This is a genomic window from Curtobacterium sp. AC272, assembly GCF_979258155.1.
This window is the reverse complement of the sequence record NZ_OZ409838.1, coordinates 2,328,066-2,354,115: the sequence shown is the minus strand read 5'-3', so window position 1 is coordinate 2,354,115 and position 26,050 is coordinate 2,328,066. Positions and strand designations below refer to the sequence as shown.

The following is a 26,050-nucleotide window of genomic DNA, read 5'->3' as shown; positions in this document are numbered from 1 at the left end:
TCCACGCGGACCGTTCGTCGTGCTCGGGGTAGCGTCGGACGCGATGACTGAGATCCCGGAGACCATGCGCGCCGTCCGCTTCGACGAGTGGGGTGATCGCTCCGTGCTGCACGTCGCCGAGGTCCCCGTCCCCGAGGCCACCGCCGGTCGGGTGCTCGTCCGGGTCCGCGCCGCCGGCATCAACCCGGGCGAGTCGGCGATCCGCCAGGGGCTGTTCGACGGCGGGTCCTCCGACGCGCTGCCGTCCGGTCAGGGCACCGACTTCGCCGGCATCGTCGTGGCCGTCGGCGAGGGCGTCGACGGCGTCGACGAGGGTGAAGAGGTCCTCGGGTGGTCGTGGGACCGCGCGAGCCAGGCCGAGTACGTCTCGGTGCCGGCCGAACAGGTCGTGCAGAAGCCGCGACTGCTCGACTGGACCGTCGCCGGCGGGCTCGACATCGTCGCCACGACCGCTGCCGCAGCCGTCCGTGCCGTCGACCCCCGACCCGGCGAGACCGTCGTCGTGTCCGGTGCCGCCGGTGGTGTCGGCGGGTTCGTCACGCAGCTGCTGACGAACGAGGGCATCGACGTGATCGCGATCGCGTCCGAGGCGAACCACGAGTGGCTCCGGTCGAAGCGTGCACGGCCCGTTGCCTACGGCGAGGGCCTGCAGGAGCGCATCACCGAGCTCGCCACCAACGGCATCGACGCCGTCATCGACACGTACGGTCCGGAGTACGTGCACCTGGGGATCGCCCTGGGTGTGCCGGTCGACCGCATCGAGACGATCATCGCCTTCGAGGCTGCCGCCGAGGTCGGTGCGAAGGCCTCCGGCAGCGCGGACACGGCCGACCCGGAGATCCTCGGCGCCCTGGCGATGCAGGTGGCGAACGGCGAGGTGGAGGTGCCGATCGCGGCGACCTTCCCGCTCGACCGGGTGCAGGACGCCTACGAGCAGCTGGAGCAGCGGCACACCCGCGGGAAGATCGTGCTGATCCCCTGACGGGCATCGGTGGTCGGGGCCCGGGCGTCCGGGGTCGTTCCGGGGTCGTTCCGGGGTCGCTCAGGGGTCGTTCGGGGGTCGTTCGGGGGTTGTCCCCACCGTGCTCCGGGGTACTGCCCGGATGCCCTGGCTCGTCGCTGGTGCGTAGCGTCGTCCCCATGAGCACACTCTCCCGTCCCCGCAACGGCCGCATCCTCGCCGGTGTCTGCGCCGGCCTCGCCGATCGCTTCGGCCTGTCCCGCACCCTCGTCCGCATCGGCTGGGTGATCCTGAGCCTGTTCCCCGGGCCGCTGTGGATCGCCTACGTCGTCCTGTGGTTCGTGGTGCCGGCGGAGGGCAACACCCGCCGCTGAGCCGCGGTCCGTCCGGACGGGACCGGGCCCGGGCCCGGGGGCCGAGCTTCGCGGTGAGCGACAGTTCTCGCGCTCGTGAGTCCGTGATCTGTCGCTCAGCCCGAGACTCGGCGCGGCCAGCTCGAGGCCCGGTCCGTCCGGACGGGTTAGTGTGGCGGCGTGCCGGTCTCCGTGTTCGATCTGTTCAGCGTGGGTGTCGGTCCCTCGAGCTCGCACACCGTCGGGCCGATGCGGGCCGGCGCCGAGTTCGCGTCCCTGGTGGCCGGGCTGCCCGTCGCCTCCGTCGCCGTCGACCTGTACGGCTCACTGGCATCGACCGGGCAGGGCCACGGCACCCTCGGCGCCGTGGTCGCCGGCCTGATGGGGTCCCACCCCGAGACCGTCGACCCGGACGCGATGACCGCGGCGCTCGACGCCCTCGAACACGACGGCCTGCTCCGACTCGACGGTGGGGCGACCGTGCCGTTCCGGATCGCCGACATCGTGCTGCACCCTCACGATGCTGCCCCGGCACCCGAACGCCATGCGGCTGCGAGCCCGTGACGGAGCCGGTGCCGACCTGGCCGACGAGACGTACTACTCGATCGGCGGCGGCTTCATCGCGCGCGACGGCGTGGACGACGGTGCCGTGGACGACGGTGCCGAGGTCGCGGGGGCGGCGATCCCGGTCGACGACCGCGTGCCGTACCCGTTCTCGAGCGGTGCCGAGCTGCTGGCCGCCTGCGCTGCCTCCGGTCTGCCGATCAGCGGAGTGGCGCTCGCCAACGAGTCGGTCACCCGGACCGACGCCGACGTCCGCAGCGGGCTGCTCGACATCCACGCGGTCATGGACTCGTGCGTCGACCGCTCCGTCCGCCGTGACGGATGCCTGCCCGGCGGACTCGACGTCCGGCGTCGTGCGGCCACGTGGCACGAGCAGCTCACCCGCGAGGACCCCGACCACGACCCGCTGTTCGCCATGGAGTGGGTGAACCTCGTCGCCATGGCGGTCAACGAGGAGAACGCCACCGGCGGCCGGGTCGTCACCGCACCCACCAACGGCGCCGCCGGCATCATCCCCGCGGTGCTGTACTACGCGCTCACCTACGTCCCCGCGATCACCGCCGCCGACCGGGACGACGCCGTCGTGCGGTTCCTGCTCACCGCCGGCGCCGTCGGGTCGATCTACAAGGAGCGCGCATCGATCTCCGGCGCCGAGGTCGGTTGCCAGGGCGAGGTCGGCTCGGCCGCGTCGATGGCGGCCGCCGGGCTCGCCGAGGTCCTCGGGGGCACTCCGGAACAGGTCGAGAACGCCGCGGAGATCGCGATGGAGCACAACCTCGGGCTCACCTGCGACCCCATCGGCGGCCTGGTGCAGATCCCGTGCATCGAGCGGAACGCGATCGCGGCGAACAAGGCGATCAACGCCGCACGGATGGCCCTGCGTGGCGACGGCGTGCACCACGTGTCGCTCGACCAGGTCGTCGAGACGATGCGGCAGACCGGGGCGGACATGTCGACGAAGTACAAGGAGACCGCCATGGGTGGGCTCGCGGTGAACGTCCCGCTCTGCTGAGCACTGCGGTTGCCCGGGCGGTGACCGCTCAGCCGTGCAGGAGCGTCAGCAGTCGTGCGGTCTCGGTGGAGATCGCCTCACGCCCGGCCGACACGTACTTCCGGGGGTCGACCAGGTCGGGCCGCTCGTCGAGCACCGCGCGCAGCGCCCGGGTGAACAGGCCGTTCAGGTGCGTCGAGATGTTGATCTTCGTCATGCCAGCCCGGACCGCGCCGCGCAGTTCGTCGTCGGACAGCCCGGACGAACCGTGCAGGACCAGCGGGACCGGCACCGCGTCACGCAGACGTTCCACCAGGTCGCGGTCGACCGAGGCCTCGCGGTTCTGCATCGCGTGCGAGGTCCCGACGGCGACGGCCAGGGCGTCGACCCCGGTGTCGGCCACGAACGCGGCGGCGTCGGTGGGGTCGGTGCGGACACCCGGAGCGTGCACGCCGTCCTTGCCGCCCACCTCGCCGAGTTCGGCCTCGATGGCGACGCCGGCGGCGTGACACCGGAGCGCGAGGTCACGGGTGGCGGCGACGTTCGCCGTGAAGTCCAGGTGCGAGCCGTCGTACATGACGGAGTCAACGCCCAGGTCGATGCCCGCGGCGACGAGGTCCGGGTCCTCGATGTGGTCGAGGTGGACCAGGACGTCGACGTCGGCGGCCCGGGCGATCGCCTGGGTCGCGGTCGTGATCGGTGCGAGACCGCCGTGGTACCGGACGCAGTTCTCGCTGATCTGCAGGATGACGGGCAGTCCGGCCCGCTCGGCCCCGGTGACGATGGCCTCGGCGTGCTCGAGCAGCACGACGTTGAACGCGCCCACGCCGCGGTGTGCCGTGCGGGCGGTGTCGAGCAGGCCCGTCAGGGCGAGGTCGGTGATCATGCTGGGGTCCTCGTTCGGTCGGAGTGGGTCAGGAAGCGGTGGACATCGGCGGGGTCGACCTCGCCCGCCACCGGGCGCAGGACGGCTGCGGCGCCGTGGGCAGCGGCGGACCGGAGCGCTCGGAGCAGGGTGTCGTCGGTGAAGGGGGCGCCGGTGCCCTGCTGGTCACCCGATCGGACCAGGGCACCGACCAGACCGGCAGTCGCTGCGTCGCCCGCCCCGGTCGGGTTGCCCGAGACGCCGGGCACCGCTGGGACATCGAGCACGTGGTCCGTGGTGTGGGCGGCGATGCCGTGCGCTCCGCGGGACACCACGACGACGCCGGCGCCGCGTTCCAGCAGCCGGAGGGCGGCGGTGCGCTCGTCCGCGGCGCCGGTGGCCTCGAGCAGCTCTTCGCGGTTGGGCTTGCAGACGGTGGCACCCGCGCTCGCCGCCGCCAGCAGTGCGGCACCGGAGCAGTCCACGACGCTCAGGACGCCGTGCTCGTGGGCCGTGGCGACCCAGCTCGCGACGACGTCGGGTGCGGCACCGCCGGGCAGTGAACCGGACACCACGAGGGCGGTGGCGTCGGCGCGGCCGAGCAGTCCGTCGACCGCTGCGGCGACGGCGTCCCACTCGGTGCCGGTGAGCACCGGGCCGGGCTCGCCGAACATCGTCGGGTGGGCGACGTCGTCGACCACGGTGACGGTCGTGCGGGTCGTGCCGGACACCACGACGTCGGTGTGGTCGAGGCCGAGGTCGTCGAGCGCGTCCGACACCCAGCGGCCGGGTGCCTCCCCGAGGGGCAGGACGGCGTGCGTCGCGACACCCGTCGCCGCCAGGACCCGACCGACGTTCAGGCCCTTGCCACCCGGATGCCGTGCGACGTCGAGGACCCGCTGGGTCTCGCCGATGCGCTGTTCGGCGACCCGGTACGTGACGTCGACGGCCGGGTTCGGGGTGACGACGACGATCACGAGGCCACCGCCGTCCGCAGGGGTTCCGCACCGCACCGGTGTCGGGGTCGAGGACGAGGAGGTCGGCGGGTGCGACGACCGTGAGCGGCGCCGGTCGACCGAGCAGCCGAGCCGCACGTGTGGCCGATGCCGCGACGACCTCGGGCACCGCGACTCCGCTCGTCAGCAGCCCTCGGACCGCGTCGGCGACGGTGATCGTGCTGCCCGCCAACGACGACCCGTCGGCGAGCACGGCGACCCCACCGCGGACCGAGACCGCGGACCCGGCGATGGTGTGGTCGCCGTCGGGGCAGCCCGTCGCCGACATCGCATCGGACACGAGCACCAGGCGGCCCGGTGCGCTGCGCTGGACGAGCCCGATCGTCGTGGGGTCGAGGTGGTGTCCGTCGACGATGCACTCGAGCAGCACGCGGTCGTCGGTGAGGGCGACCCCGACCGGCCCCGGTGTGCGGTGGTGCAGCGGCGGCATGCCGTTGAACAGGTGCGTGACGAGCGTCGCACCGGCGTCGATCGCGCGGCGGGTCTGCTCGGCGGTGGCGTCGGTGTGCCCGATCGCCACGACGACCCCGGCGGCGACGAACCGCGCCACGGTGCCGAGGGCGCCGGGGAGCTCGGGGGCGAGTGTCACGACCCGCAGCGCGCCGTCGGCGGCAGTCAGGTACGCGTCGACCTCGAGCGGGTCCGGGGCGTGGAGCAGGTCCACCCGGTGGGCTCCGCGGCGGGCCGGGGACAACCACGGCCCTTCGAGGTGCAGGCCCGCCAGCGTGCCGTCCGAGGTGAGCGGTCGTAGGCGCGCGAGGGCTGCGACGGTGTCGTCGGGACGCCCGGTCGCGATCGAGGCGACGAGCGTCGTGGTCCCCCGTGACCGGTGGTGCGCGGCGGCCGCTCGGGCGTCCGCTGCGGAACACGTCGCGAAGTCGTGGCCGAGTGCGCCGTGGGCGTGCAGGTCGACGAAGCCCGGCACGACGGTGCCCTCGACGGTGACCGCGGAGTCCGCGCGCGGCGGTGTGCCGGCACCGACCGCGAGAACGGTGGCATCGTCGCCGAGGACGAGCCACCCGTCGTGCAGGTCGTGGGCGGCGGTCACGATGCGTGGCGCGCGGACGAGCGTGGTCACAGCAGCACCCCGTTCTCGAGCACCCGCCGTGCGAGCAGGCCCGCGCCGATGGCTCCGGCGGCGTCGCCGTGGGTGGCCGGCAGGATCTCCGGTGCGCGGACCCCGACGAGCCGCTCGGCCACCGCCGTGCGGAGCGGCCCGAACAGCAGCGGTCCGGACTGGGCGAGTCCCCCGCCGACGATGACGGTGTGGCAGCCGGCGACCGCGGTCGTCCAGGCGAGGGCGTCCGCGAGCACGGCGATGCAGTCGTCCCAGACGGCGGTCGCCACGGGGTCGCCGTCGCGCACCCGGAGCATGGCTGCGTGCGCCGATGCCGACCCGGAGCGGCGTGCGACTCCCCCGGCCGATGCGATCTCCTCGACCCGGCGCCCCGCGTGCGGTCCGGACGGGATCAGGACCTGGCCGATCTCCCCCGCCCATCCGCCCCCGGACACGACCTGGCCGTCGACGACCAGCGCGCTGGCCAGGCCGGTACCGACGGGTACGAACGCCACCGATCCGCGGGACAGTGCCGTGTCACCGGTGTGGGTCTCGGCGAGGGCACCGGCGCGGACGTCGTGGCCGAAGGCGATCGGGACGTCGACACCGCGTCGGACGAGCTCGGCCCGCACGAGGTCGCGGACCGGCACGTCCCGCCAGCCGAGGTTCACCGCGAGGACGACGGTGCCGGCGGCTTCGTCGACGACACCGGGCGTGACGAGCCCGACGGCGTCGAGCCGACCGCGGTCGAGTGCCCGCACTGCCAGGTCGGCGACGGCCACGGCCAGTCGGAGCCCCGACGGATCGTCGCGCGGCGTCGGGACCCGGGTCTCGTCCAGGACGAGTCCGTCGGCGTCGGTCAGTCGGGCCTTGGTGCCCGTGCCGCCGACGTCGACCCCGAGCAACCGCGCCTGCGCCCGCCATCAGGTGAGGATGACCGACCGCGTCAGCGAACGGGGTTGTCCGGGTCCAGCCCACGGCCCTCGGCCAGGGCGACGGCGAACCGGTGCACGACGACGAGGCCGGCGATCGGGTCGAGGTCGTGCTGCACGAAGCGCGCACCGGTGGCGGCGACCTCGTCGGCCAGCCCCTGCGGAGCGGCACCGAGCGACCAGACGAGTCGGCCGGGCTGCGCGATGGCGATCGGCCCGTGCCGGTAGTCCATCGCCGGGTAGGACTCGGCCCAGAACTGCGCGGCCTCCCGCGTCTTGAGTGCGGCTTCGAACGTCAGGCCGACGGCTGCACCGCGGCCCACGAAGGAGACCTGCTCGGCGTCGAGCAGGTCGTCGATCGGCAGGGTCAGCGCGATCTCGGCCTGGGCGGCGAGGGCCTCGACGTCGTCGCCGATCGACGCGCGCAGCAGGGCGAGCGCCGTGGTGGCGAACCGCGTCTGCACGACGGAACGCTCGTCGGCGAAGGGCAGTGCGACCACGTCGTCGGCCACGGCCGCGGCGGGACTGTCCGCGACGGCCGTGATCAGGACGGTGCGCTGCGACGGCAGGGCCTGCAGCAGGTCGACGATCTCGGTCGTGGTGCCTGAGCGGCTGATGGTGAGCACACGGTCGTACTCGCGCGACGCGGGGTACTCGGAGCCGGCGAAGGCGTCGGTGACCCCGAGGCCGGCCTGCTCACGGGCGACGGCGTAGCTCATCGCGATGAACCAGCTCGTACCGCAGCCGATGACGGCGACGCGTTCACCGGGCTGGGGGAGCGCGTCCGAGAAGGTCGGCAGGAGTGCGGCGGCGGCGCGCCAGGTCTCCGGCTGGGAGGCCAGTTCGGCGCTCACGAAGGTGTCGGTCATGGGAGCCTTCCGGTCCGGTTCGATCCGGGTGATCGATGATCAGGAAGCGTAGCGAGCGATCGTGCGCGATGGAAGACCAAAGCGTCAATTCCGATCACCGAGCAGTCGTGATGGCACCGTAGGATGGCCGTCATGACCCCCCAACAGCGGCTGAACGCCCTGCTCGAACTGGTGAGCGAACGCGGCAACGTGTCGATCGCCGAGATCGGCGAGCTGCTGGGGATCTCGGCCGCCACGGCCCGACGCGACCTCACGACGCTCGCCGACCAGCGGCTCGTCACGCGCACGCACGGCGGAGCAGCGGCGCTCGGGGCCGGCTACGAACTGCCCCTGCAGTACAAGATCGCGCGCCAGGCCGAGGCGAAGACCGCCATCGCCCGTGCCGCCGCGCGACTGGTGCAGCCGGGCGAGACCGTCGGGCTGAACGGTGGGACCACCACGACCGAGGTCGCGCGGGAACTCGGCAAGAGCGAGCGGTTCATCCGTGCCGACGGCGAGTTCGGGATCACCATCGTGACGAACGCGCTCAACGTCGGGTACGAGCTGTCCGTCCGCGCCAACGTCAAGATCGTGGTCACGGGCGGGGTGGCGCGGCGGCAGTCGTACGAGCTCGTCGGCCCGCTCGTCCGCGACACCCTCGACGAGTTCGCACTCGACCTCGTGGTCCTCGGGGTGGACGGGCTCACCGGGCAGTACGGCGCCACGACCATGCACGAGGGCGAGGCCGAGGTCAGCCGGCACTTCGCCTCGGTCGGCCGACGGGTCATCGTGGTCGCCGACTCGACCAAGATCGAGCGGTCGACGTTCGCCAGGATCTGTCCCTGGACCGCATCGACGTCCTGGTCACCGACCAGCCCGTCCCGCCGGCCTTCGCAGCCGACCTCGCCAGCGCCGGCGTGGAGCTCGTCGTCGCCGACTGAGCCGACGGACGACCGCCCGGATCGCGGGCGCGACGTTTCGATCGTGTAAAACCCTCCCGCCGTGGACCCATGAGCGATCCGTGAGCGCCTATTGTGCATTCATGATCGATTCGGCATCATGGGCGTCACAATCACGCAAGGGAGCGAGATGAGCATGGGCGTTGACAACGGGATCCTCCGCGTCGCGGTGATCGGGATGGGCCAGCGGTCCGCGATCGCACGGCACATCGCCGAGGCGGTCGCCGCGGACCCGGCACTGCGGGCGCAGGTCGTCGCCGTGGCGGACGTCACCGCAGGGGCCGCGAGCGCGGGCGGGCCGAGTACCCCGATGCGCTGGTGGTCGAGCACCACCGGGACCTCACCGGCCAGGTCGACGCTGCGATCGTGACCACGCCGGACTGGACGCACGCCGAGATCGCGATCGACCTGCTCCGCGCGGGCATCGCCGTCTACCTCGAGAAGCCCCTCGCCATCACGGTCGAGGACGCCGACGCGGTGCTCAACACCGCCGCCGAGACGGGCACCCCGCTCTACGTCGGCCACAACTTCCGCCACGCGGCCGTCGTCCGCCTGATGCGCGAGATCGTCGACCGCGGCGAGATCGGCGAGGTCAAGGCCGTCTGGTGCCGCCACTTCGTCGGCAACGGCGGGGACTACTACTTCAAGGACTGGCACGCCGACCGTGCGAACGTCAACTCCCTGCTCCTGCAGAAGGCCAGCCACGACCTGGACGTCATCCACGCGCTCGGCGGTGGGGACACCAGTCGCGTCGTGGGCATGGGGTCGCTGTCGGTCTACGGCGACGTCACCGACCGACGGGACCGCAGCGGCGAGCTGATGGGGGACTGGTTCTCCCACGACAACTGGCCGCCGCTCGCCCAGACGGGGCTGAACCCCGTCGTCGACGTCGAGGACGTCTCGATGGTGATGATGACGCTCGACAACGGCGTGCAGGCCAGCTACGAGCAGTGCCACTTCACCCCGGACTACTGGCGGAACTACACCGTCATCGGCACCGAGGGTCGCCTCGAGAACATCGGCGACACCGGCGGTGGCGTCGTGAAGGTCTGGACGCACCGTCGCGGCTGGGACACCGCGGGGGACCGCGAGTACCCGATCGACGGCGTCGAGGACGGCCACGCCGACGCCGACCTGATCACCATGACCGAGTTCCTGCGGTCCGTCGCCCTCGGCGAACCGACGGAGCTGTCCCCGATCGCGGCGCGCGCCGCGGTCGCCGCCGGTGCCCTGGCGACCCGTTCGCTGCGTACCGGTTCCGTCCCCATCGACGTCCCGCCGCTGCCGGCCGAGACGATCGCGCACTTCAGCCGGCCCGCCACACCCTCCACACGACCCGCTCCGCACCCCACCCACCCCGCCCAGACCGTCGGTTCCTGACGGCCGTGCGAAAGGACCTCCCGATGACCGCACACATCCCCGCCCGAGGAACCGGCGTCCGCCGGATCCTCGTCGGCGCCGTCGCCGCCCTCGGCGCGGCCGCACTCCTCGCCGGGTGCTCCACGTCCTCCGGGGCGTCGAGCTCCGGCGGCGACTACACCGCCGCTGCGAAGGACACCAAGGCGAACCTGACGTACGCCGTCTGGGACGAGAACCAGGTCAAGGCGATCAAGGCCAACCTCAAGGGCTTCAACGAGGAGTACCCGGACATCAAGGTCAGCGTCGACGTCACGCCGTTCGCCAACTACTGGACGAAGCTGCAGACCCAGGGTTCGAGCAACACGCTTCCCGACCTGTTCTGGATGAACGGCCCCAACTTCCAGCTGTACGCGGCCAACGGCAAGCTCGCGCCGATCACCGGCGAGGTCAAGGCCGGCGACATCGACCCCGCGAAGTACTCGAGCGCGCTGAACGACCTGTACACGTACGACGACACCCAGTACGGCGTGCCGAAGGACTTCGACACCATCGGCGTCTGGGTCAACAAGGCCCTGTTCGAGAAGGCCGGCATGGACCTGCCGTCGAAGGACTGGACCTGGGACGACTTCCAGAAGACCGGCGCCGAGCTCAGCGAGAAGCTCAAGGCCGACGGCGCGTACGGCGCGGCCGGCGGCATGGACGGCCAGACGACCTACTACGACACGATCTTCCAGGCCGGGGGATCGGTCGTGAACGCGGACGGCACGAAGTCCGAGTACGCGTCGAAGGCCTCGGAAGCGGGCCTGCAGTTCTGGACGGACCTGATCGACTCGGGCGCTTCGCCGTCGATGAAGCAGCTCACCGACACCACCGCCGACCAGTGGTTCACGTCGGGCAAGCTCGCGATGTACCAGGGCGGCAGCTGGTTCCGCTCGGCCCTGACCGGCACCGCGATGGAGAAGGACATCGTCGTGTACCCCCTGCCGAAGGGCAAGGAGCAGGCGACCGTCATCCACGGTGTCTCGAACGTCGTGTCCGAAGCGAGCAAGAACAAGGCCGCGGCGCAGGCGCTCCAGGTCTACCTCGCCGGCAAGACCGCCCAGCAGCAGCAGGGCGACATGGGCGCCGTCATCCCCGCCTACGAGGGCACGCAGTCCGCCTTCACGAAGACGATGCCGGACGCCGACCTGCAGGTGTTCCTCGACGCCGTCGACTACGCCAAGCCCCTGCCGGTGTCGAAGAACACCGCCGCGTGGAACACCCTCGAGACCAACCTCCTGCCGAACGCCTTCGACGGGTCGACCCCGGTCGACGACGTCGCGAAGCAGCTCGCGCAGAAGATGGACGCCGCCCTCGCCAAGGAACAGTGAGTCCCGAGCCGATGACGATCAACACCGAGCGGCCGCAGCGCCTCCACCCCCGCCCGGACGACGCGTTCGTCCGGGCGGGCGCCCCCGGCCCGACGGCCGGCGGCAAGCGCGCACCCCGACGGACCGACGGCTGGTGGCCGTGGCTGTTCGTCCTGCCGCTGCTCATCGGCGTCGGCACGTTCTACATCTGGCCGATCATCCAGACGTTCTGGTACTCGTTCACCAGCTGGGGCGTGTTCGGCGGTGCGACGTTCAGCGGCGTCGCGAACTACGTCCGGCTCGCCGGTGACCCGCAGCTGTACCAGTCGCTGCTCAACACGATCGTCTACACGGTCATCGTGCTGGCCGGCATCCCGATCGCGGTGTGGCTCGCCAGCCTGCTGAACACCCCGGGCCTGCGGTTCGCGCAGTTCTACCGGGTGCTCTTCTTCCTGCCCTACGTCGCCATGCCGGCCGCGATCGCCCTCGTCTGGCGCATCATGTTCAACGGCGACTACGGCATCGTGAACTGGTTCATCGGACTGTTCGGCATCGACGGTCCGTACTGGATCTCGACGCCCGGGTTCGCGCTCGTCGCGGTGAGCTTCGTCGGCCTGTGGTCGTCTCTCGGGTTCTCGATGATCATCCTCGGCGCAGGCCTCAAGGACATCCCCCCAGAGCTGTACGAGGCCGCCGAACTCGACGGCGCGAGCCGCTGGCGGCAGTTCCGCTCCGTCACGGTCCCGCTGCTCAGCCCGAGCATCTTCTTCGTGGTCATCGTCACGACGATCTCGAGCTTCCAGCTGTTCGACCTGCTCTACGCCATCCTCGGCAGCACCAACCCGGTGATCCCGAAGACGATGTCGCTCGTCTTCTACTTCTACAGCGCCGGGTTCATCGACAACGACAAGGGCTTCGCGGCCGCGATCGCGATGGTGATCTTCCTGCTCATCGGCATCGTCACGCTCGTGCAGTTCCGCGTCCAACGGAAGTGGGTGCAGGCATGACCGCAACCGTCACACCGCCACGGGCAGCACGCCGGCCCGGTCGTCGCGGCGGCAGTCACTGGTGGATCCACGTCGTCCTCGGCGTCGGCGGCTTCGCGATGGCGTTCCCGTTCGTGTGGCAGATCATCATGTCGCTGTCCACGAACGCCCAGGTGCAGTCCGTCACGCCGACGTTCTGGCCGGGGAGCTGCAGTGGCAGAACTACGCGCAGGTGTTCGAGCGTCTGCCGTTCCTCAGCCAGCTCGGCACGTCCGTGTACGTCACGATCATCCGCACCCTCGCGCAGATCGTGCTCTGCACGCTCGCCGGCTACGCCTTCGCCCGCATGCGGTTCCGCGGCCGGGCGGTCCTGCTCGCGATCGTGTTGTCGATCCTGCTCGTGCCGTCGCAGGTCTACCTGATCTCGCAGTACCAGATCGTGCAGGGGCTCGGATGGCTCGACACCCTGATGGGGATCGTCGCGCCGGGCCTGTTCAGCGCGTTCGGCACCTTCCTGATGCGGACGGCGTTCCTGAACATGCCGCCCGAGCTCGAAGAGGCTGCGCGCATGGACGGCGCGAACCCGTTCCAGACCTTCTGGCGGATCATGCTGCCGCTCGCGCGTCCCTCGATCAGCGTGCTCGCGATCACGACGGTGCTGTGGTCGTGGAACGAGCTGCTCTGGCCGCTCGTCGTCTCGACCCGTGCCGAGGACATGCCCCTCGCCGCAGGACTCGCGACGCTGTCGAGCGACCGGACGATCGACTACCCGGTGCTCATGGCCGCGAGCCTGATGGCCATGGCCCCGGTGCTCATCATGTTCATCGTCCTGCAGCGGCGGGTGATGGACGGGCTCGCCTCGTCCGGGCTGAAGTGACCGCCGACACCCCCGGCCAGGAGGCCCGTCCTGCGTCCGTCGCGGTCCTCGCCGCCGCCGTGGGGTCACCGGACGACTCCGCCACGGTGGCGGCCGCACTGGCCGCCACCGTCGCCGACGCGGAGCCCGCCCAGCGGGACGCCCTGCTGGTCGCCGCGTTCCGAGCGTCCGTGCCCGGCAACGCCGCGGCGCTCGAAGCGCGGGGACTCCCGCGCAGCCTGGCGGCGGCGTCCGTCGCCGACGTCGGCCGGAAACTCGACCGGTACGGCCTGCGTGGCACGGGGGTGGACTGGCTCGTCGCGGTGGCGACCGGTCGCGTGGTGGCCGTGGGGCGCCTCCAGTACGAACTCGGCGACCACCTGCCGGACGGTCAGCCGGCCTGGGGCGTCCACGTCCCGGAGACCGGGCCGCTCGATCCGGGTGCCTGCGACCGGTCGTTCTCCCGCGCGCCGGAGGTCCTGCGAGCCCTCGCACCGGCGCTCGCCGCCGGTCGGTGGCAGTGCCGCTCGTGGATCCTCGATCCCGGTCTGGCCACGGTGCTCGGTCCCGATGCGAACCTGGTGCGCTTCGCGCGACGGTTCCGGCTCGCGCCGCCCGGCCCGCACGACGCCGCCGAGGGGGACGAGAGCGTGGCGAAGTTCGTGTTCGGCGTGCCGCTGGCCACGGCGCGCGTCTCGAACGCGTCCGGTCGCCTGCCCGGGGCGGTGCTCGACCGGTGGGCGGCGGGCGCGCACTGGACCGAACGGACCGGCACCGCACCCGTCGTCTGATCGCGCGCAGCAGGCAGCGCGTACCGTGCAGCGCATGACGAAGCCCGACCACGACCACCTCGACGACGGCGTGGACATGACGTTCGAGGAACGACGCCAGGACACCTTCCGGCGCATGTCCGGGTCCGACGCGCACGACGCCGACCCCCGGGTCGAGGTGTCCCGCGCCGAGGACGGCGACGTCCGCATCGACGTCGCTGACACCGCAGCCGTGCGCCCCGGCGGTCCGAAGCGCGCCTGAACCGTCACCCCGTCAGCCGGTGACGGTGGGGCACGGCATGATCGTTCCGTGCACCTCGTCCTCCGCCGTGTCGACGGCGGCGTCCTCGCGACGCCCCTGACCGACTCGGGGACCGCTGACGGTGAGCCGATGCGCGTCGACGAGTCGGGCCTCCCCGGCCTTCGTCGCGGCGCACGATGCACCGAGCGTGCGCTGGGTGTGGGACGACACCGCACGCTGGTACCCGGCCGTGCTCGCCGCCGGCGGACGCGTGGGGCGCTGCGTCGACCTGCGGTTGTGCCGACGGATCCTCCGTGCAGCGCTGGCCGCGCGCGGTTCCGCACTCGCGGCCGCACCGGCGGACGCGCTCGACGCGCCGATGGCGGAGGCCCGGGTCGTCCGGCCGACGCAGGCCCAGCTCTTCGACGACGCCCTGTTCACCGCGTCGGTGCCGGACGACGACGTCGACCCGGTCGCCGAGTTCCGGGCACAGCTCGCCGCGGTCGCGGGGTCGACCTCGCCCGGCGCCCTCCGCCTGCTGACGACGGCGGAGTCCGCCGGAGCCCTCGTCGCGGCGGAGATGCTGCACGCGGGGCTGCCGTGGCGTGCCGACGTGCACGAGCGATTGCTCGAGGAGACGCTCGGGCCGCGCGTCCCCTACGGCGTGCGGCCGCGCCGGCTCGAGGAGATCGCCGCCGTCGTGCGCGAGCGCCTCGACGACCCGACGCTCAACCCGGACTCGCCGGCCGACGTCCTGCGCTCGCTGCGCCGTGCGGGGCTCATGGTGACGAGCACCCGCAAGTGGGAGCTGCAGGAGATCGAGCACCCCGTCATCGAACCGCTGCTCGAGTACAAGCGACTCGCGCGGCTCCTGACGGCGAACGGCTGGACGTGGCTCGACGACTGGGTGCGCGACGGGCGGTTCCACCCGAAGTACGTGGTCGGCGGCGTCGTCACCGGACGCTGGGCGGCCGACGGCGGGGAGCGATGCAGCTGCCGAAGGGCATCCGCGGGGCGGTCGTCGCCGACCCGGGCTGGAAGCTCGTCGTGGCCGACGCTGCGCAGCTGGAGCCGCGCGTGCTCGCCGCGATGGCCGGTGACCGCGCGATGGCCTCCGCGGGCGACGGACGCGACCTGTACGACGGCGTCGTGGCCTCGGGCGCGGTCGAGACCCGGCAGCAGGCGAAGGTGGCCATGCTGGGCGCGATGTACGGCGCCACCCAGGGCGAGGGCGGCCGGCTCGTCCCGCGCCTGGTGCGGGCGTTCCCGCGTGCGCTCGACCTGGTCGAACGCGCCGCGCGGGCGGGGAGCGGGGCGAACCCGTCACGACGTTGCTCGGTCGGACGTCACCCGTGCCGGAGTCGTCGTGGTTCGAGGCCAGGAACCAGGCCTACACGGTCGAGGGGACCCCGGCGATGCAGCGTGCCGTCGAAGCCCGGGCGCGGAGCTGGGGGCGGTTCACCCGGAACTTCGTGGTGCAGGGGACCGCGGCCGAGTGGGCGCTCGCGTGGATGGGGTCGTTGCGCTCCCGGCTCACCGCGCGGTTCCCCGGGGCCGTGACGGACGGCCCGCACCTGGTGTTCTTCGTGCACGACGAGATCGTGGTGCACGCGCCGGAGGAGCACGCCGAGTGGGTGGCGACGCAGATCGGTGAAGCCGCGGTCGACGCCGGTCGGCTGCTGTTCCAGGACTTCCCGGTGACGTTCCCGCTGTCGGTCGCGGTGGTGGGGGCGTACTCCGAGGCGAAGGACTGACCGGTGCCTGCCTCGGCGGTTCCCGGGCGCTTCGGGCAGGCTGGACGGATGGACACCGAACGCGGGGACGCCGCCGACCGCACCGTCGGCGAGGTCGACCTCACACGCTGGCGCACCCGCGCGGGCCGGGCGACCGCGCAGGGGTGGACCACGCTCGGCCACCGGTACGGCGCGATGCCGCTCCTGCTGCTCACGCTGGCCGTCGGGATCGGCATCGCCGTCGTTGCGACCTGGCTCGCCTCCGAGGTCTACGACGCCGTCCGCGAAGCCGACGACGTCGCGGTGCTCGACCGTCCGGTGCTCGACTGGGCACTCACCCTCCGGTCGCCCGTGGGGGATCGCCTGGTCACGTGGTGGACCGACATCGCGGGCACGATCGGCATGCCCATCGTCGCTCTCGGGTTCCTGGTCGGGTTCACCATCCAGCGTCGGGCGTGGACCCTGCTGGTGCTGCTCGTCGCGGCGAGTGGCGGCTCGCTGCTCATGACGATCGCGGGCAAGGACCTCATCGGTCGAGCGCGTCCGCCGCGCTCCGACGCGGTGCCGCCGTACGAGCACTCGCCGTCGTTCCCGTCCGGCCACACCCTCAACGCGACGGTGATCGTGGGGACGATCGTGTACCTGTTGCTCCTGCGACAGTCGCGGGTCGTCACGCGGGTGTGGACGATCGTCGTCGGCACCCTGTTCGTGCTGTCGGTCGGGGCCTCGAGGGTGTTCCTCGGGCACCACTGGCTCACCGACGTTCTGGCGGCGTGGGCGCTGGGGCTCGCCTGGCTCGCCCTCGTGATCACGGCGCACCGGCTGTACCTGACGGCGCTCCGCCACGGTGCCGAACCCACCCCGGCCTGACCCGGATCAGGGACCGGCGGCAGAGCCCCGTCAGCCGCTACCGGTAGGTTGCCCCGCATGGAAGAACGGGTCTTCGGCGGCAGGTACCGCGTCACGGGCACGCTCGGACACGGTGGCATGGCGTCCGTGTACCGGGCGGTCGACGAGCAACTCGGCCGCGAGGTCGCCGTCAAGGTGTTCCGCATCGGGCCGGTCGACCACGGTGAACGCGCCCGAGCCGAGTCGGAGATCCAGACCCTCGCGACACTGCGCAGCCCGACCCTCGTCACCCTGTACGACGCCGCGCTCGACGACGAGGACGGGGACTCGTACCTCGTCATGGAGCTCGTCCCCGGCAGCGACCTCGCCACCCGACTGCGCGAGGGACCGCTCGACCCCACGACCGCGGCCCGTGTCGGCTCGCAGGTGGCCGACGGGCTGAGCGCCGTGCACGCGCAGGGCATCGTCCACCGCGACGTGAAGCCCGCCAACGTGCTGCTCGAACGCGACGGCACCCACGTCAAGCTCGCCGACTTCGGCATCGCCCTGCTCCGTGACGCCTCGCGCGTGACCGGCACCGGCACCGTGATGGGGACGGCTGCGTACCTGGCGCCGGAGCAGGTCCTCGCGCAGGAGATCACCGGCAAGGCCGACGTCTACGCGCTCGGGCTGGTGCTGCTCGAGTGCATGACCGGCAAGACGCCGTTCCCGGGCAGTGCGATCGAGTCCGCGACCGCGCGGCTGACCCGCAGCCCGGAGATCGACCAGCACCTGCCGACGGCCTGGCGCACGCTCCTGCACGTGATGACCGCGCAGGACCCGTCCGAGCGCCCGAGCGCGGCCGAGGCAGCCGAACGACTGCGCGCCCTGGGCCGCGACGAGCCCTCGACCGCTACGCAGCTCCTGCCCGGCGGGCCCGGAACACTCACGGCGGCCGCAGGCGGTGCGGCGGCCGGTGCTGCCGCGGCCGGTGCCGCCGCCGCAGCCACGGCTCCGATGGCCGCGCACGCGGACGACGCGACCCGCGTGATGCCGGCGAGTGGCGCCTCCCGTCCGGGTGGACAGTCGGGTGCGGACGACGCGACCCGTGTGATGGACGCCCAGCAGCCGAACGTCGCGGACGACGTGTCGACCACCGTCCTCGGTGCCCAGCGCGGCGCCGGCGGCCTGACCGGCGCCGGCGGAGGGGTGCCACCCGCGGCCCCGCCCGTCCGCCCGGGCACCGGCGACGACCCGGCGCAGCGCGAGAAGCGGCGCAAGGGACCGATCATCACGGCGATCGTCGTGGTGATCCTGGTGCTCGTCGGCATCGGTGTCGCGGTCTTCGCCCTGAACGGGGACGGCGACAGCACGCCCGCACCGACGGACTCGACCTCGACCGCACCGCCCGAGCAGGAGCCGAGCGAGGACCAACAGCCGAGCGACGAGCAGCAGCAGCCGAGCGAACCGGCCGAGCAGCAGCCCTCCGAACCGGCCGAGCAACCGTCCGAGCCTGCTGAGCAGCCGAGCGAGGAACCGAGCGAACCGGCACAACCGACGCAGGACCCGCCGGTCGGTCCCGAGCCGAGCAGCCCGGCGTCCAACCCGGTGCAGCAACCCCAGGACGGCACCGGCGCGGCGGACACCGCGGTCGACTCCGCGCCCGGCAAGTCCGAGAACGCCCCGGGCAGAACAAGGGCTGACACGCCGAGCGTTTTCGTCCAGACGCTGGACCAAATACGCTGGACCCGTGCGAGAACTGCAACGGAGCGGTGGGCCGACGACGGCCGTCGCGGCGCGGAACGGTGTCGGCTTCGGATCGTCGGAGGGGTGGCTGGTCGAACGAGCAGCGGGGACGGCGCCGTCGTGGCGCTCGTCCCCGGCTCCGGTGGCCGAGTGGTCGCACCCGGCGACGAACTGTCGTGGGTCTGGTTCCCCGAACGCACGCTGCCGCAGGGCGCCACCGAGCCCACCGAGGCGGACCTGCCGCACTTCTGGGATGCCACGGCCTTCGCCGTCGACGTGGTCTTCACCGACGGCACACGACTGAGCGAGCACGAGGCCGTGCGTGGCGGACAGGCTCGCGACCAGTACGGCGACCCGCTCACGCCCGAGGCGCAGGACGCGGCCCGCAAGCAGTGGGTCGACCAGTGGAACCGTCGCGCGGTGGACCTCACGCCGTTCGCGGGGCTCGTCGTCGACCGACTGGAGGCCCGGCTTGGCTCCGACACGCAGCCGTCGGACGCCGACGGGGAGCGTCCAGCCCTGCGCGGCTGGCTCGACGACGTCCGGATCGCCCCGGCACGCCCGGCACCGGTCACGCCGCTCGACCACGTCCGCACGACCCGCGGCACGCAGGCGTCGTCCCGGTTCTCCCGCGGCAACAACGCGCCGCTCGTCGGCATCCCGCACGGCGGGGTCTTCGGCCTGCCGATGACCGACGCGTCGAGCAACCGCTGGCCGTACGCGTACCAGGAGCACTCCCGCACCGAAGCCGACGGCCGGGTCCGACCGGCGATCCAGGCCTTCGCGACGAGCCACATCCCGTCGCCGTGGATGGGGGACCGCGGGGTGTTCCAGGTCATGCCGTCGCCGCTCGACACCCCCGACGTCGACCGGGCCGCCCGCGCGCTCGGCTTCGACCACGACGACGAGATCGACGGTCCGCACCGGTACCGGGTCGCCCTCGACCAGGGTGTGACGGCCGAGATGACCGCGGGGGAGTTCGCCCTCGGCTTCCGGTTCACCGGTACCCGCAGCATCGTGCTCGACCACCACGGGTGGGTCTCCGACGTCTCCGTGACCGTCACCGACGGCACCGCCGTGGTGGAGGCCCTGCTCGACGACCGCCCCGGCACCCTGCCACACCACGTGCACGTCCGGATCCCGCACGTGACCGCGGACCACACCAGCATCGGCGAGCACGAGCTGCGCGGCTGGCTGGCCGTGGACGGCACCGCTGTCGTCGACGTCCTGCTCGGCATCTCCACCGTCTCCATCGAGGACGCCCGCGCGAACCTCGACGCCGCCGGCTCCTTCGACGCCATGTGCACCCGCGCCGAGGCGCTCTGGACGGAGAAGCTCGCGACCCTGTCGTTCGACGGAGCCACCCCGGACCAGCTGGTGAGCCTGTACTCCGGCCTCTACCGGCTGTTCCTCTACCCGAACCGCGCCGGCGAGACCGCTCTGACCGGGTCGCCGCACCACCGCTCCCCGTACGGAGCCGTCCTCGCCGACCCGATCCGCGACGAGCCCGGGCCGGAGGTCGTCGAGGGGCCGTTCACCACCACGAACGGGTTCTGGGACACCTACCGCACCGCCTGGCCGCTCCTCGGACTCCTCACCCCGGAGACCGCCGGCGAGCTCGCGCAGGGCTTCGTGGAGCACCACCACGACGGCGGGTGGACGCCGCGCTGGAGCGCCCCCGGCGCCGAGGACTGCATGACGGGCACGACGAGCGACACCGTCTTCGCCGACCTCGCGGCGAAGGGCATCACCGGGTTCGACCTCGCCGAGGCGTACCGGAGCGCCGTGCGGAACGCGACCGTCCCGCCGCGTGACGAGCGCGTCGGACGGAAGGGGAGCCTCCCGGGAGCCTTCCGCGGCCACGTCGACACCGCGACGTCCGAGGGGATGTCCTGGACCCTCGACGCCGCCATCAACGACTGGGGACTCGCGGTGATGGCGGGGCTGCTCGCGTCGCGGGCGGGCACGCCCGCCGACCTGTCCCGGTTCGATGCCGAGGCGGAGTGGTTCGCCCGTCGATCGCTGCAGTACCGGCACGTGTTCGACTCCGAGCGGGGCTTCTTCATCGGCCGCGACCCCGACGGCTCGTGGCGGGTCGGCACCGAGTTCGACCCGCGCGACTGGGGCGACGACTACACCGAGACGAACGCGTGGGGTACTGCCTTCACCGCACCCCACGACGGCGCCGGCATCGTGGACCTGCACGGCGGCCCGGCGCGGTTCGACGCCGCGCTCGACGCGTTCTTCGCGACACCCGAGACCGGCGCGACCATGCGCTCCGGCGCGTACGGCTTCCCCATCCACGAGATGACCGAGGCCCGCGACGTCCGGATGGGCATGCTCGGCCTGTCCAACCAGCCGGCGCACCACATCCCGTTCTTCCCGATGTTCACCGGTCGGCACGACGACGCGCACCGGATCGTCCGCTCGGCTCTGGAACGACTCTTCGTCGGCTCCGATCTCGGCCAGGGCTACCCCGGCGACGAGGACAACGGCGAGATGAGCGCCTGGTACGTCTTCGCGACGATCGGCCTGTACCCGCTGGCGCCGTCCACGGGCACCTACGTGCTCGTGCCGCCGTCGGTCCGCAGGACGGTGCTGCGGCAGCCGGGAGGCGCGGAGACCGTCATCGAGGTCGCCGACGGTTCCGCAGGGGCGTACGTCGCGTCGGTGACGGTCGACGGCTCGCCCTGGACCTCGGTCAGCATTCCGCACCACGTGGTGGTGTCGGCGTCGCACATCGTCTTCACGCTGTCGTCCGAACCGCAGGGCTGGGCGTCGGACACCCGGCCGGTGTCGGCCTCCGAGGTCCACGGCTACCGGGACGCTCCGGTCGACCTGCTGCCCGTCGGGACGTCGTCGGAGGGCTCGTCGCCACTGGTCGATGACACCGGGCGGACCGTCACGGCGCTCGCCGCGGGGGAGTCCGTGTCCTTCGGCGTGTCGTGCCCCGCCGCCTCGTTGTACACCGTGACGGTGGCATCGCCGGGGTCCTACTCGTGGCAGGTGTCCCTCGGCGAGACGGTCACGGCCGTCGACGGGGCCGAGTTCACGTGGGCCGGGCAGACCCGGGTGTTCCGGATCATCGGCGGCGGCTCGTCGTTCGTGTTCACGGCGGGTACCGACGTCGGGTTGACGCAGCTCGAGCTGATCGCGGCCGACGGACAGCGTTGACCCGGCGTTCACCGAGCGGGAGCATGCTCGCCCCATGTCGATGAGCGCACCGTTCGATCCCGAACAGCAGGGCCGGTCCATCCCCGTGGACGGCAGTGACGAGTCCGAACTCGAGATGGAGGAGGACCGCGGCGCCGACGTCGGCGACGACTCCGCCGACCCGAGCGTCTCGCCCGTCAGCCACCACGAGGAGGACGAGGCCGGCGGCGGCCCGGTGTTCCGGCGTCCGCACGCCGGCGAGCGGCTGCACCCGGACGACCTCTGACCGTTCCGGGGTCCTCCGGGGTTTCTTGGGCGATTGCCAAGCGGCTCGGGCATGCTCGTGCGCATGTCGATCGCGAACTCGTGGGACCCGTCCGGTGGCCGTGCAATCCCGGAGGACCAGGTCCGTCAAGACGGGCTCGAACTCGACGAGGACCCGGCGATGCTCGGGATCTCGTTCGACGTCGTGGGTGGTGCCTCCGCCGACCCCGCCGGGGTGTCCCCGGTCGACGTGAACGTGCCGACGCCGAGGTCTGTGGGCTCTGCCTCCGACGACTAGCGCGCGCCTCGTCGACTGGCCGTGCGGCTCCATCTGGTCGTTAGTATTCCAGAATGGTACCGACGGCTTACGTGGACGAGTCCGAGCCCGGAGACGAACGTGACCCCGGCGCGTACATCCTCGGGGCGGTGACAGTTGCCGACAGCGATGCTGAGCGGTTCCGAGACTCGCTCTGCGCCATCAAGCCACGATCGGCGCGGAAGCTGCACTGGTCTGAGAGCGACGCCCGGCACCGTACCGGGATCGTCGGGATGCTGTGCGACCATCCGTTCGAAGCCATCGGGGTCGTGATCGTGACTGACAGATCCGTCCGGAGCGAGCGTCGTCGCCGTCTTGCTCTTGAGCACTTGATCCTCGAACTCCGCGCGAGCGGTGTCGACCGAGTCGTCCTCGAATCTCGCGGGCCCTCGGACCGGAACGATCGCGCGCACCTCGACGCCCTGCGGTCACGCAAGTTGGTTCACGGGCTGGTGTTCGAGCACCTGCCGGGTGGTCGCGAGCCACTTCTCTGGGCGGCGGATGCGGTCTGCGGCGTGGTCGCGCTGGCTCGGCGAGGGGAAACGGCCTATCTCGAGCAGCTGGACCATGTGCTGAGCGTCCACGAACACCGTCGGTGAACGCGCGAATCCCCGGGCCCCGCTATAGCCGCAGGAGCTCCCGGGGATCACTTCCGCACCCACCTCGATGGGGCGACTGGTCTCAGTGTGACATATCAGGCGGGATGGCGGAAGGGTCGGGGACCCGGTACTTGAAGCCGACGTGCGATCCGGTGAAGCCGAGGCGCTCGTAGAACCGGTGCGCATCCGTCCGGGCGGCGTCCGAGGTGAGCTGCACGAGCGGGGTCCCGAGGTCCGGCGCTGCGACGTCGGTCACCCAGCGCATCAGCGCGCTGCCGATGCCGCCGGAGCGGAGTGCGCTGCTCACGCGGACGGCCTCGACCAGCAACCGCGTCGAACCGCGGCGGGCCATGCCCGGGATCCGGGTGAGCTGCAGCGTGCCGACGAGCCGACCGGACTCGTCCTCGGCGACCAGCAGCGCGTTCGTCGGGTCCTCGGTGATCGATCGAAGCGCCGCGGCGTACTGCGGGCGGTCCTCCGGGGCGGCGACATCGCCGCGGGCGGCACTGATCGGGTCGTCGGACAACAGCGCCATCAGGGCGTCGAGGTCGCCGTCGGCCGCGTTCCGCACCACCACCGAACCGGCGCGGGCGGACAGGCGGACGGGCAGGGTGAGGTCGTGGAGCACGACTCCACCCTGCCCGACGGACTCACGGAACGGTGTGCCCCGCAGCGGTGAAGATCCGGTACCACTCCTCACGCGACAGCTCGACGTCCGAGCCAGCCGCCGAGTCGCGGACACGCTGCGGGTTCGTCGTGCCGAGGACGACCTGGAAGTGCGCGGGGTGCCGGGTGATCCAGGCGACGGCGATGCCGGTCGGGGTGACCCCGTGCGCGGCGGCGATCTCCTCGAGGGCGTCGTTGAGGTCGGCGTACTGTTCGCGGTCGCCGAGGAAGACGCCATCGAAGAACCCCTTCTGGAACGGCGACCAGGCCTGCAGCGTGATGTCGTTGATCCGCGAGTAGTTGAGGATGTCGTTGTCGCGGGAGATCGACTGGTCGAGGCCACCCATGTTCGCCGTGAGGCCCTGCGCGATGACGTTGGCGTGGGTGATGCTCAGCTGCACCTGGTTGAACGCGAGCGGCTGGCGGACGTGCTTCTTGAGCAGGTCGACCTGGCCGGGGGTGTGGTTCGAGACCCCGAAGTGGTGCACCTTGCCGGCGGCGTGCAGCTCGTCGAAGGCCTTCGCGACCTCTTCGGGCTCGACCAGGGCGTCGGGGCGGTGCAGGAGCAGGACGTCGACGTACTCGGTCTGCAGCGCGGTGAGCGATTCCTCGACCGACTCGAGGATGTGCTCGTACGAGAAGTCGAAGTACGCGCCGTTCGGGGTCGGACGGATGCCGACCTTGGTCTGCAGCACGATCTCGGCGCGCTCCGCGGGCGACAGCGTGACGGCCGCGCCGAACCGCTCCTCGCAGCCGTGCCACTCGCCGTACACCGCGGCGTGGTCGAACATGTTCACGCCCGCGTCACGCGAGGCGCTGTAGAGCGCGCGGATGTCCTCGTCGCTCATGTCGTTGATCCGCATCAGGCCGACGACGACGTCGGAGGCGGTGAGGTCCGTCTGTGGCAACTCCAGTGTCTTCACGCCCACGATCCTGCCAGCCGGTCCCCGGTGCAGGCAGGCCCTGCCAGTACCCCAGGCCGGCGCATCGAACACCCGCTCAGTGCACGGAGAACCCGCCGTCGACCGCGATGGACTGCCCCGTGACGTACGCCGAACCAGGGCCGGCGAGGAACACGGCAGCGGCGGCGAAGTCCGAAGCGAGTCCGTTCCGGCCGACCAGCGTCCGCGCCGCGAGCGCTGACACCGCGGCCGGGTCGGAACCGAGCCGCTCGTTGAGCGGGGTGCGCACGAAACCGGGGATGAGGACGTTGGAGGTGACCCCCTGCGCGGACCAGGCCTCCGCTTGGGACCGGGCCAGTGCCTCCAGGCCGGCCTTGGAGACCCCGTACGCGCCGCTCGCGGCGAACGGACGGTGCGCCTGCTGCGAGCTGATGCTGATGATCCGGCCGTGGCCACGTGCTGCCATGCCGGGCGCGAGACGCTGCCCCAGGACGAACGGGGCGTCGAGGTTCACGGCCATCGTGGCGTCCCAGGTGGCCTCGTCGAGGTCGGCCATCGGCGGCCGGAGGTTGATCCCCGCGGAGTTCACGAGGACGTCGACGTCACCCGCCGCGTCGGCGAGGGCGTGTGCCCGGCGCGCGTGGACAGGTCCGCGACGATGCCGTCGGCCGAGCCACCCGCCTGCCGGATCGCCGCGACGGTGGCGTCGACGGTCGCAGCCGTCCGTGCCGCGATGCGCACGTGCGCTCCCGCGTCCGCCAGAGCGACCGCGATCGCCTGTCCGATGCCGGAACTGCCTCCCGTCACCAGGGCGGTGCGTCCGTCGAGACCGAAGAGCTGCTGCAGCGACATCCGGCCAGGCTAGCGAGGCCCCGTACGCTGGGCCGGTGCGTGACGACCTGCTGCCGATGCTCGCCTGCCCCGTGTGCGCCGAGCCCCTCGGCCGGGTCGACGGCGGCCAGGTCGGCTGTGCGACCGGGCACCGGTTCGACGAGGCGAAGCAGGGCCACCTGACGCTCCTGCCCGCGAGGCGCCGTGCACTCACCGCGGACACCCCGGAGATGGTCGACGCCCGGCTGCGGTTCCTGGGGCGCGGGCACTACGCGCCCGTCGAGCGGGCGCTCGCCGAGGTGGTCGCCGAGGCGACGGCACCCGGCATCGTGCTCGACGTCGGGTCCGGTCCGGGGACCTACCTGGCGCATGCGCTGGACGCAGCGCACGTTCCGGACGGTGCGGACGGGAGGCTCGGGGTCGCGCTGGACCTGTCGGCCATCGCGATCCGACGGGCGGCCCGCGTCCACGAACGTGCCGGAGCCGTCGTCGGGGACGTGACCGAGCGCCTCCCGGTCGTCGACCACGCTGCCGCCGTCGTCCTCGACGTCTTCGCACCGCGCAACCAGACCGAGTACGCCCGCGTCCTGCACCCCGACGGCGTGCTGGTCGTCGTGACCCCGCGCACCGGCCACCTGGCTGAGCTGGCCGAGGCGACGATCTCCGTCGACCCGGAGAAGGAGCGGCGGCTGCACGACTCGCTCACGCCGTCGTTCGTCCTGCGGTCCTCCGAGGACCTGACCTGGACGATGGACCTCTCCGCCGAGGACGTCCACGACGTCGTGCACATGGGGCCGAGCCACCACCACGTCGCTCCGGACGCGGCGTTCGCCCCGGCGACGGTGACGGCCGCGGTCACCGTGTCGACGTGGACGCCAACGCGCTGACCGCGACCACCGCGACCG

At 72.1% G+C, this 26,050-nt stretch carries 24 protein-coding genes and 3 pseudogenes; 17 read left to right on the top strand and 10 right to left on the bottom strand.

Annotated elements, in window-relative coordinates; translation table 11 throughout:
- Nucleotides 1-43 precede the first annotated feature (43 nt).
- The 3 genes and pseudogenes from ACZZ0J_RS11975 (at nucleotide 44) to ACZZ0J_RS11965 (ending at nucleotide 2,890) form a co-directional block, all read left to right on the top strand.
- Nucleotides 44-982 carry an NADP-dependent oxidoreductase gene (locus tag ACZZ0J_RS11975; protein ID WP_463437109.1) on the top strand — a complete coding sequence of 313 codons (939 nt, stop codon included), beginning with the start codon at nucleotides 44-46 and terminating at the stop codon, nucleotides 980-982.
- A 158-nt stretch (nucleotides 983-1,140) separates the two neighbouring features.
- Nucleotides 1,141-1,335 (top strand): PspC domain-containing protein, encoded by a 195-nt coding sequence (locus ACZZ0J_RS11970; protein ID WP_111083567.1) that lies wholly within the window; start codon nucleotides 1,141-1,143, stop codon nucleotides 1,333-1,335.
- 159 nt (nucleotides 1,336-1,494) lie between these two features.
- A pseudogene (locus ACZZ0J_RS11965) lies at nucleotides 1,495-2,890 on the top strand (L-serine ammonia-lyase).
- 28 nt (nucleotides 2,891-2,918) lie between these two features.
- Here ACZZ0J_RS11965 and ACZZ0J_RS11960 read toward each other — a convergent pair.
- The 5 genes and pseudogenes from ACZZ0J_RS11960 to ACZZ0J_RS11940 all read right to left on the bottom strand — a co-directional run bounded on the left by ACZZ0J_RS11960 (nucleotide 2,919) and on the right by ACZZ0J_RS11940 (nucleotide 7,608).
- Nucleotides 2,919-3,755, bottom strand: coding sequence for a class II fructose-bisphosphate aldolase (locus ACZZ0J_RS11960; protein WP_463437107.1), 837 nt, complete (start codon nucleotides 3,753-3,755; stop codon nucleotides 2,919-2,921).
- Entirely contained in the window at nucleotides 3,752-4,711 is a 960-nt protein-coding gene (locus ACZZ0J_RS11955) for a 1-phosphofructokinase family hexose kinase (RefSeq protein ID WP_463437105.1), read from the bottom strand. The genes ACZZ0J_RS11960 and ACZZ0J_RS11955 overlap by 4 nt, the downstream gene beginning before the upstream one ends.
- Before the next feature lie 103 nt (nucleotides 4,712-4,814).
- Nucleotides 4,815-5,675, bottom strand: a pseudogene (locus ACZZ0J_RS11950) (N-acetylglucosamine-6-phosphate deacetylase); the annotation flags it as partial.
- A 149-nt stretch (nucleotides 5,676-5,824) separates the two neighbouring features.
- Complete coding sequence (locus tag ACZZ0J_RS11945) at nucleotides 5,825-6,712, bottom strand: ROK family protein (RefSeq protein WP_463437103.1); 888 nt, start codon at nucleotides 6,710-6,712, stop codon at nucleotides 5,825-5,827.
- 41 nt (nucleotides 6,713-6,753) lie between these two features.
- Complete coding sequence (locus ACZZ0J_RS11940) at nucleotides 6,754-7,608, bottom strand: SIS domain-containing protein (RefSeq protein WP_463437101.1); 855 nt, start codon at nucleotides 7,606-7,608, stop codon at nucleotides 6,754-6,756.
- Between the two features lie 132 nt (nucleotides 7,609-7,740).
- Here ACZZ0J_RS11940 and ACZZ0J_RS11935 point away from each other — a divergent pair, with 132 nt between their 5' ends.
- The 7 genes and pseudogenes from ACZZ0J_RS11935 to ACZZ0J_RS11905 all read left to right on the top strand — a co-directional run bounded on the left by ACZZ0J_RS11935 (nucleotide 7,741) and on the right by ACZZ0J_RS11905 (nucleotide 14,128).
- Nucleotides 7,741-8,577, top strand: a complete 837-nt coding sequence (locus tag ACZZ0J_RS11935) for a DeoR/GlpR family DNA-binding transcription regulator (protein WP_463437099.1) — start codon at nucleotides 7,741-7,743, stop codon at nucleotides 8,575-8,577.
- Between the two features lie 99 nt (nucleotides 8,578-8,676).
- Nucleotides 8,677-9,926 (top strand): annotated as a pseudogene (locus ACZZ0J_RS11930) (Gfo/Idh/MocA family protein).
- 23 nt (nucleotides 9,927-9,949) lie between these two features.
- Complete coding sequence (locus ACZZ0J_RS11925; protein WP_123339407.1) at nucleotides 9,950-11,275, top strand: ABC transporter substrate-binding protein; 1,326 nt, start codon at nucleotides 9,950-9,952, stop codon at nucleotides 11,273-11,275.
- A complete protein-coding gene (locus ACZZ0J_RS11920; protein ID WP_463437097.1) occupies nucleotides 11,272-12,261 on the top strand; it encodes a carbohydrate ABC transporter permease in 990 nt (329 codons plus the stop codon). The genes ACZZ0J_RS11925 and ACZZ0J_RS11920 overlap by 4 nt, the downstream gene beginning before the upstream one ends.
- Nucleotides 12,262-12,472: 211 nt before the next feature.
- Nucleotides 12,473-13,117, top strand: coding sequence for a carbohydrate ABC transporter permease (locus tag ACZZ0J_RS11915; RefSeq protein ID WP_463437095.1), 645 nt, complete (start codon nucleotides 12,473-12,475; stop codon nucleotides 13,115-13,117).
- Nucleotides 13,114-13,887 (top strand): hypothetical protein, encoded by a 774-nt coding sequence (locus ACZZ0J_RS11910; RefSeq protein ID WP_463437093.1) that lies wholly within the window; start codon nucleotides 13,114-13,116, stop codon nucleotides 13,885-13,887. The genes ACZZ0J_RS11915 and ACZZ0J_RS11910 overlap by 4 nt, the downstream gene beginning before the upstream one ends.
- 34 nt (nucleotides 13,888-13,921) lie before the next feature.
- The gene (locus ACZZ0J_RS11905) at nucleotides 13,922-14,128 is read left to right on the top strand and encodes a hypothetical protein (RefSeq protein ID WP_111083557.1); all 207 of its coding nucleotides are present in this window, start codon (nucleotides 13,922-13,924) and stop codon (nucleotides 14,126-14,128) included.
- 12 nt (nucleotides 14,129-14,140) lie between these two features.
- Here the strand turns inward: ACZZ0J_RS11905 and ACZZ0J_RS11900 are convergent, their stop codons facing one another.
- A complete protein-coding gene (locus ACZZ0J_RS11900; RefSeq protein ID WP_463437091.1) occupies nucleotides 14,141-14,338 on the bottom strand; it encodes a hypothetical protein in 198 nt (65 codons plus the stop codon).
- 1,121 nt (nucleotides 14,339-15,459) lie between these two features.
- Here ACZZ0J_RS11900 and ACZZ0J_RS11895 point away from each other — a divergent pair.
- From ACZZ0J_RS11895 to ACZZ0J_RS11870, 6 genes are all read left to right on the top strand, one after another.
- Entirely contained in the window at nucleotides 15,460-15,861 is a 402-nt protein-coding gene (locus ACZZ0J_RS11895; protein ID WP_463437089.1) for a hypothetical protein, read from the top strand.
- Nucleotides 15,862-15,909: 48 nt separating this feature from the next.
- On the top strand, nucleotides 15,910-16,710 hold the full coding sequence (locus ACZZ0J_RS11890) for a phosphatase PAP2 family protein (RefSeq protein WP_463437087.1): 801 nt from the start codon (nucleotides 15,910-15,912) through the stop codon (nucleotides 16,708-16,710).
- Between the two features lie 57 nt (nucleotides 16,711-16,767).
- The gene (locus ACZZ0J_RS11885; RefSeq protein ID WP_463437085.1) at nucleotides 16,768-21,588 is read left to right on the top strand and encodes a GH92 family glycosyl hydrolase; all 4,821 of its coding nucleotides are present in this window, start codon (nucleotides 16,768-16,770) and stop codon (nucleotides 21,586-21,588) included.
- Nucleotides 21,589-21,622: 34 nt separating this feature from the next.
- Nucleotides 21,623-21,853 (top strand): hypothetical protein, encoded by a 231-nt coding sequence (locus tag ACZZ0J_RS11880; protein ID WP_463437083.1) that lies wholly within the window; start codon nucleotides 21,623-21,625, stop codon nucleotides 21,851-21,853.
- A 63-nt stretch (nucleotides 21,854-21,916) separates the two neighbouring features.
- Entirely contained in the window at nucleotides 21,917-22,129 is a 213-nt protein-coding gene (locus ACZZ0J_RS11875; protein ID WP_463437081.1) for a hypothetical protein, read from the top strand.
- A gap of 71 nt (nucleotides 22,130-22,200) precedes the next feature.
- Nucleotides 22,201-22,746, top strand: a complete 546-nt coding sequence (locus tag ACZZ0J_RS11870; RefSeq protein WP_123671377.1) for a hypothetical protein — start codon at nucleotides 22,201-22,203, stop codon at nucleotides 22,744-22,746.
- Between the two features lie 82 nt (nucleotides 22,747-22,828).
- On the opposite strand, the gene ACZZ0J_RS11865 is transcribed toward ACZZ0J_RS11870, so the two are convergent.
- The 4 genes from ACZZ0J_RS11865 to ACZZ0J_RS11850 form a co-directional block, all read right to left on the bottom strand.
- Nucleotides 22,829-23,374 carry a GNAT family N-acetyltransferase gene (locus tag ACZZ0J_RS11865; protein ID WP_123339413.1) on the bottom strand — a complete coding sequence of 182 codons (546 nt, stop codon included), beginning with the start codon at nucleotides 23,372-23,374 and terminating at the stop codon, nucleotides 22,829-22,831.
- A 22-nt stretch (nucleotides 23,375-23,396) separates the two neighbouring features.
- Entirely contained in the window at nucleotides 23,397-24,335 is a 939-nt protein-coding gene (locus tag ACZZ0J_RS11860) for an aldo/keto reductase (RefSeq protein WP_463437079.1), read from the bottom strand.
- A gap of 76 nt (nucleotides 24,336-24,411) precedes the next feature.
- The gene (locus ACZZ0J_RS11855) at nucleotides 24,412-24,903 is read right to left on the bottom strand and encodes an SDR family NAD(P)-dependent oxidoreductase (protein WP_463437077.1); all 492 of its coding nucleotides are present in this window, start codon (nucleotides 24,901-24,903) and stop codon (nucleotides 24,412-24,414) included.
- Nucleotides 24,900-25,166 carry an SDR family NAD(P)-dependent oxidoreductase gene (locus ACZZ0J_RS11850; protein ID WP_463437075.1) on the bottom strand — a complete coding sequence of 89 codons (267 nt, stop codon included), beginning with the start codon at nucleotides 25,164-25,166 and terminating at the stop codon, nucleotides 24,900-24,902. Before ACZZ0J_RS11850 ends, ACZZ0J_RS11855 begins: the two co-directional genes overlap by 4 nt.
- Before the next feature lie 35 nt (nucleotides 25,167-25,201).
- Between ACZZ0J_RS11850 and ACZZ0J_RS11845 the strand changes: the two genes are divergently transcribed.
- Complete coding sequence (locus ACZZ0J_RS11845; RefSeq protein ID WP_463437073.1) at nucleotides 25,202-26,032, top strand: putative RNA methyltransferase; 831 nt, start codon at nucleotides 25,202-25,204, stop codon at nucleotides 26,030-26,032.
- The last annotated feature ends 18 nt before the right edge of the window (nucleotides 26,033-26,050 follow it).

Excerpts from the sequence above, each read along its gene's own strand:
- ACZZ0J_RS11975 (WP_463437109.1), top strand. The coding sequence starts at position 44 with ATGACTGAGATCCCGGAGACCATGCGCGCCGTCCGCTTCGACGAGTGG.
- ACZZ0J_RS11970 (WP_111083567.1), top strand. The coding sequence starts at position 1,141 with ATGAGCACACTCTCCCGTCCCCGCAACGGCCGCATCCTCGCCGGTGTC.
- ACZZ0J_RS11960 (WP_463437107.1), bottom strand. The coding sequence starts at position 3,755 with ATGATCACCGACCTCGCCCTGACGGGCCTGCTCGACACCGCCCGCACG.
- ACZZ0J_RS11940 (WP_463437101.1), bottom strand. The coding sequence starts at position 7,608 with ATGACCGACACCTTCGTGAGCGCCGAACTGGCCTCCCAGCCGGAGACC.
- ACZZ0J_RS11935 (WP_463437099.1), top strand. The coding sequence starts at position 7,741 with ATGACCCCCCAACAGCGGCTGAACGCCCTGCTCGAACTGGTGAGCGAA.
- ACZZ0J_RS11925 (WP_123339407.1), top strand. The coding sequence starts at position 9,950 with ATGACCGCACACATCCCCGCCCGAGGAACCGGCGTCCGCCGGATCCTC.
- ACZZ0J_RS11905 (WP_111083557.1), top strand. The coding sequence starts at position 13,922 with ATGACGAAGCCCGACCACGACCACCTCGACGACGGCGTGGACATGACG.
- ACZZ0J_RS11890 (WP_463437087.1), top strand. The coding sequence starts at position 15,910 with ATGGACACCGAACGCGGGGACGCCGCCGACCGCACCGTCGGCGAGGTC.
- ACZZ0J_RS11885 (WP_463437085.1), top strand. The coding sequence starts at position 16,768 with ATGGAAGAACGGGTCTTCGGCGGCAGGTACCGCGTCACGGGCACGCTC.
- ACZZ0J_RS11880 (WP_463437083.1), top strand. The coding sequence starts at position 21,623 with ATGTCGATGAGCGCACCGTTCGATCCCGAACAGCAGGGCCGGTCCATC.
- ACZZ0J_RS11875 (WP_463437081.1), top strand. The coding sequence starts at position 21,917 with ATGTCGATCGCGAACTCGTGGGACCCGTCCGGTGGCCGTGCAATCCCG.
- ACZZ0J_RS11850 (WP_463437075.1), bottom strand. The coding sequence starts at position 25,166 with ATGTCGCTGCAGCAGCTCTTCGGTCTCGACGGACGCACCGCCCTGGTG.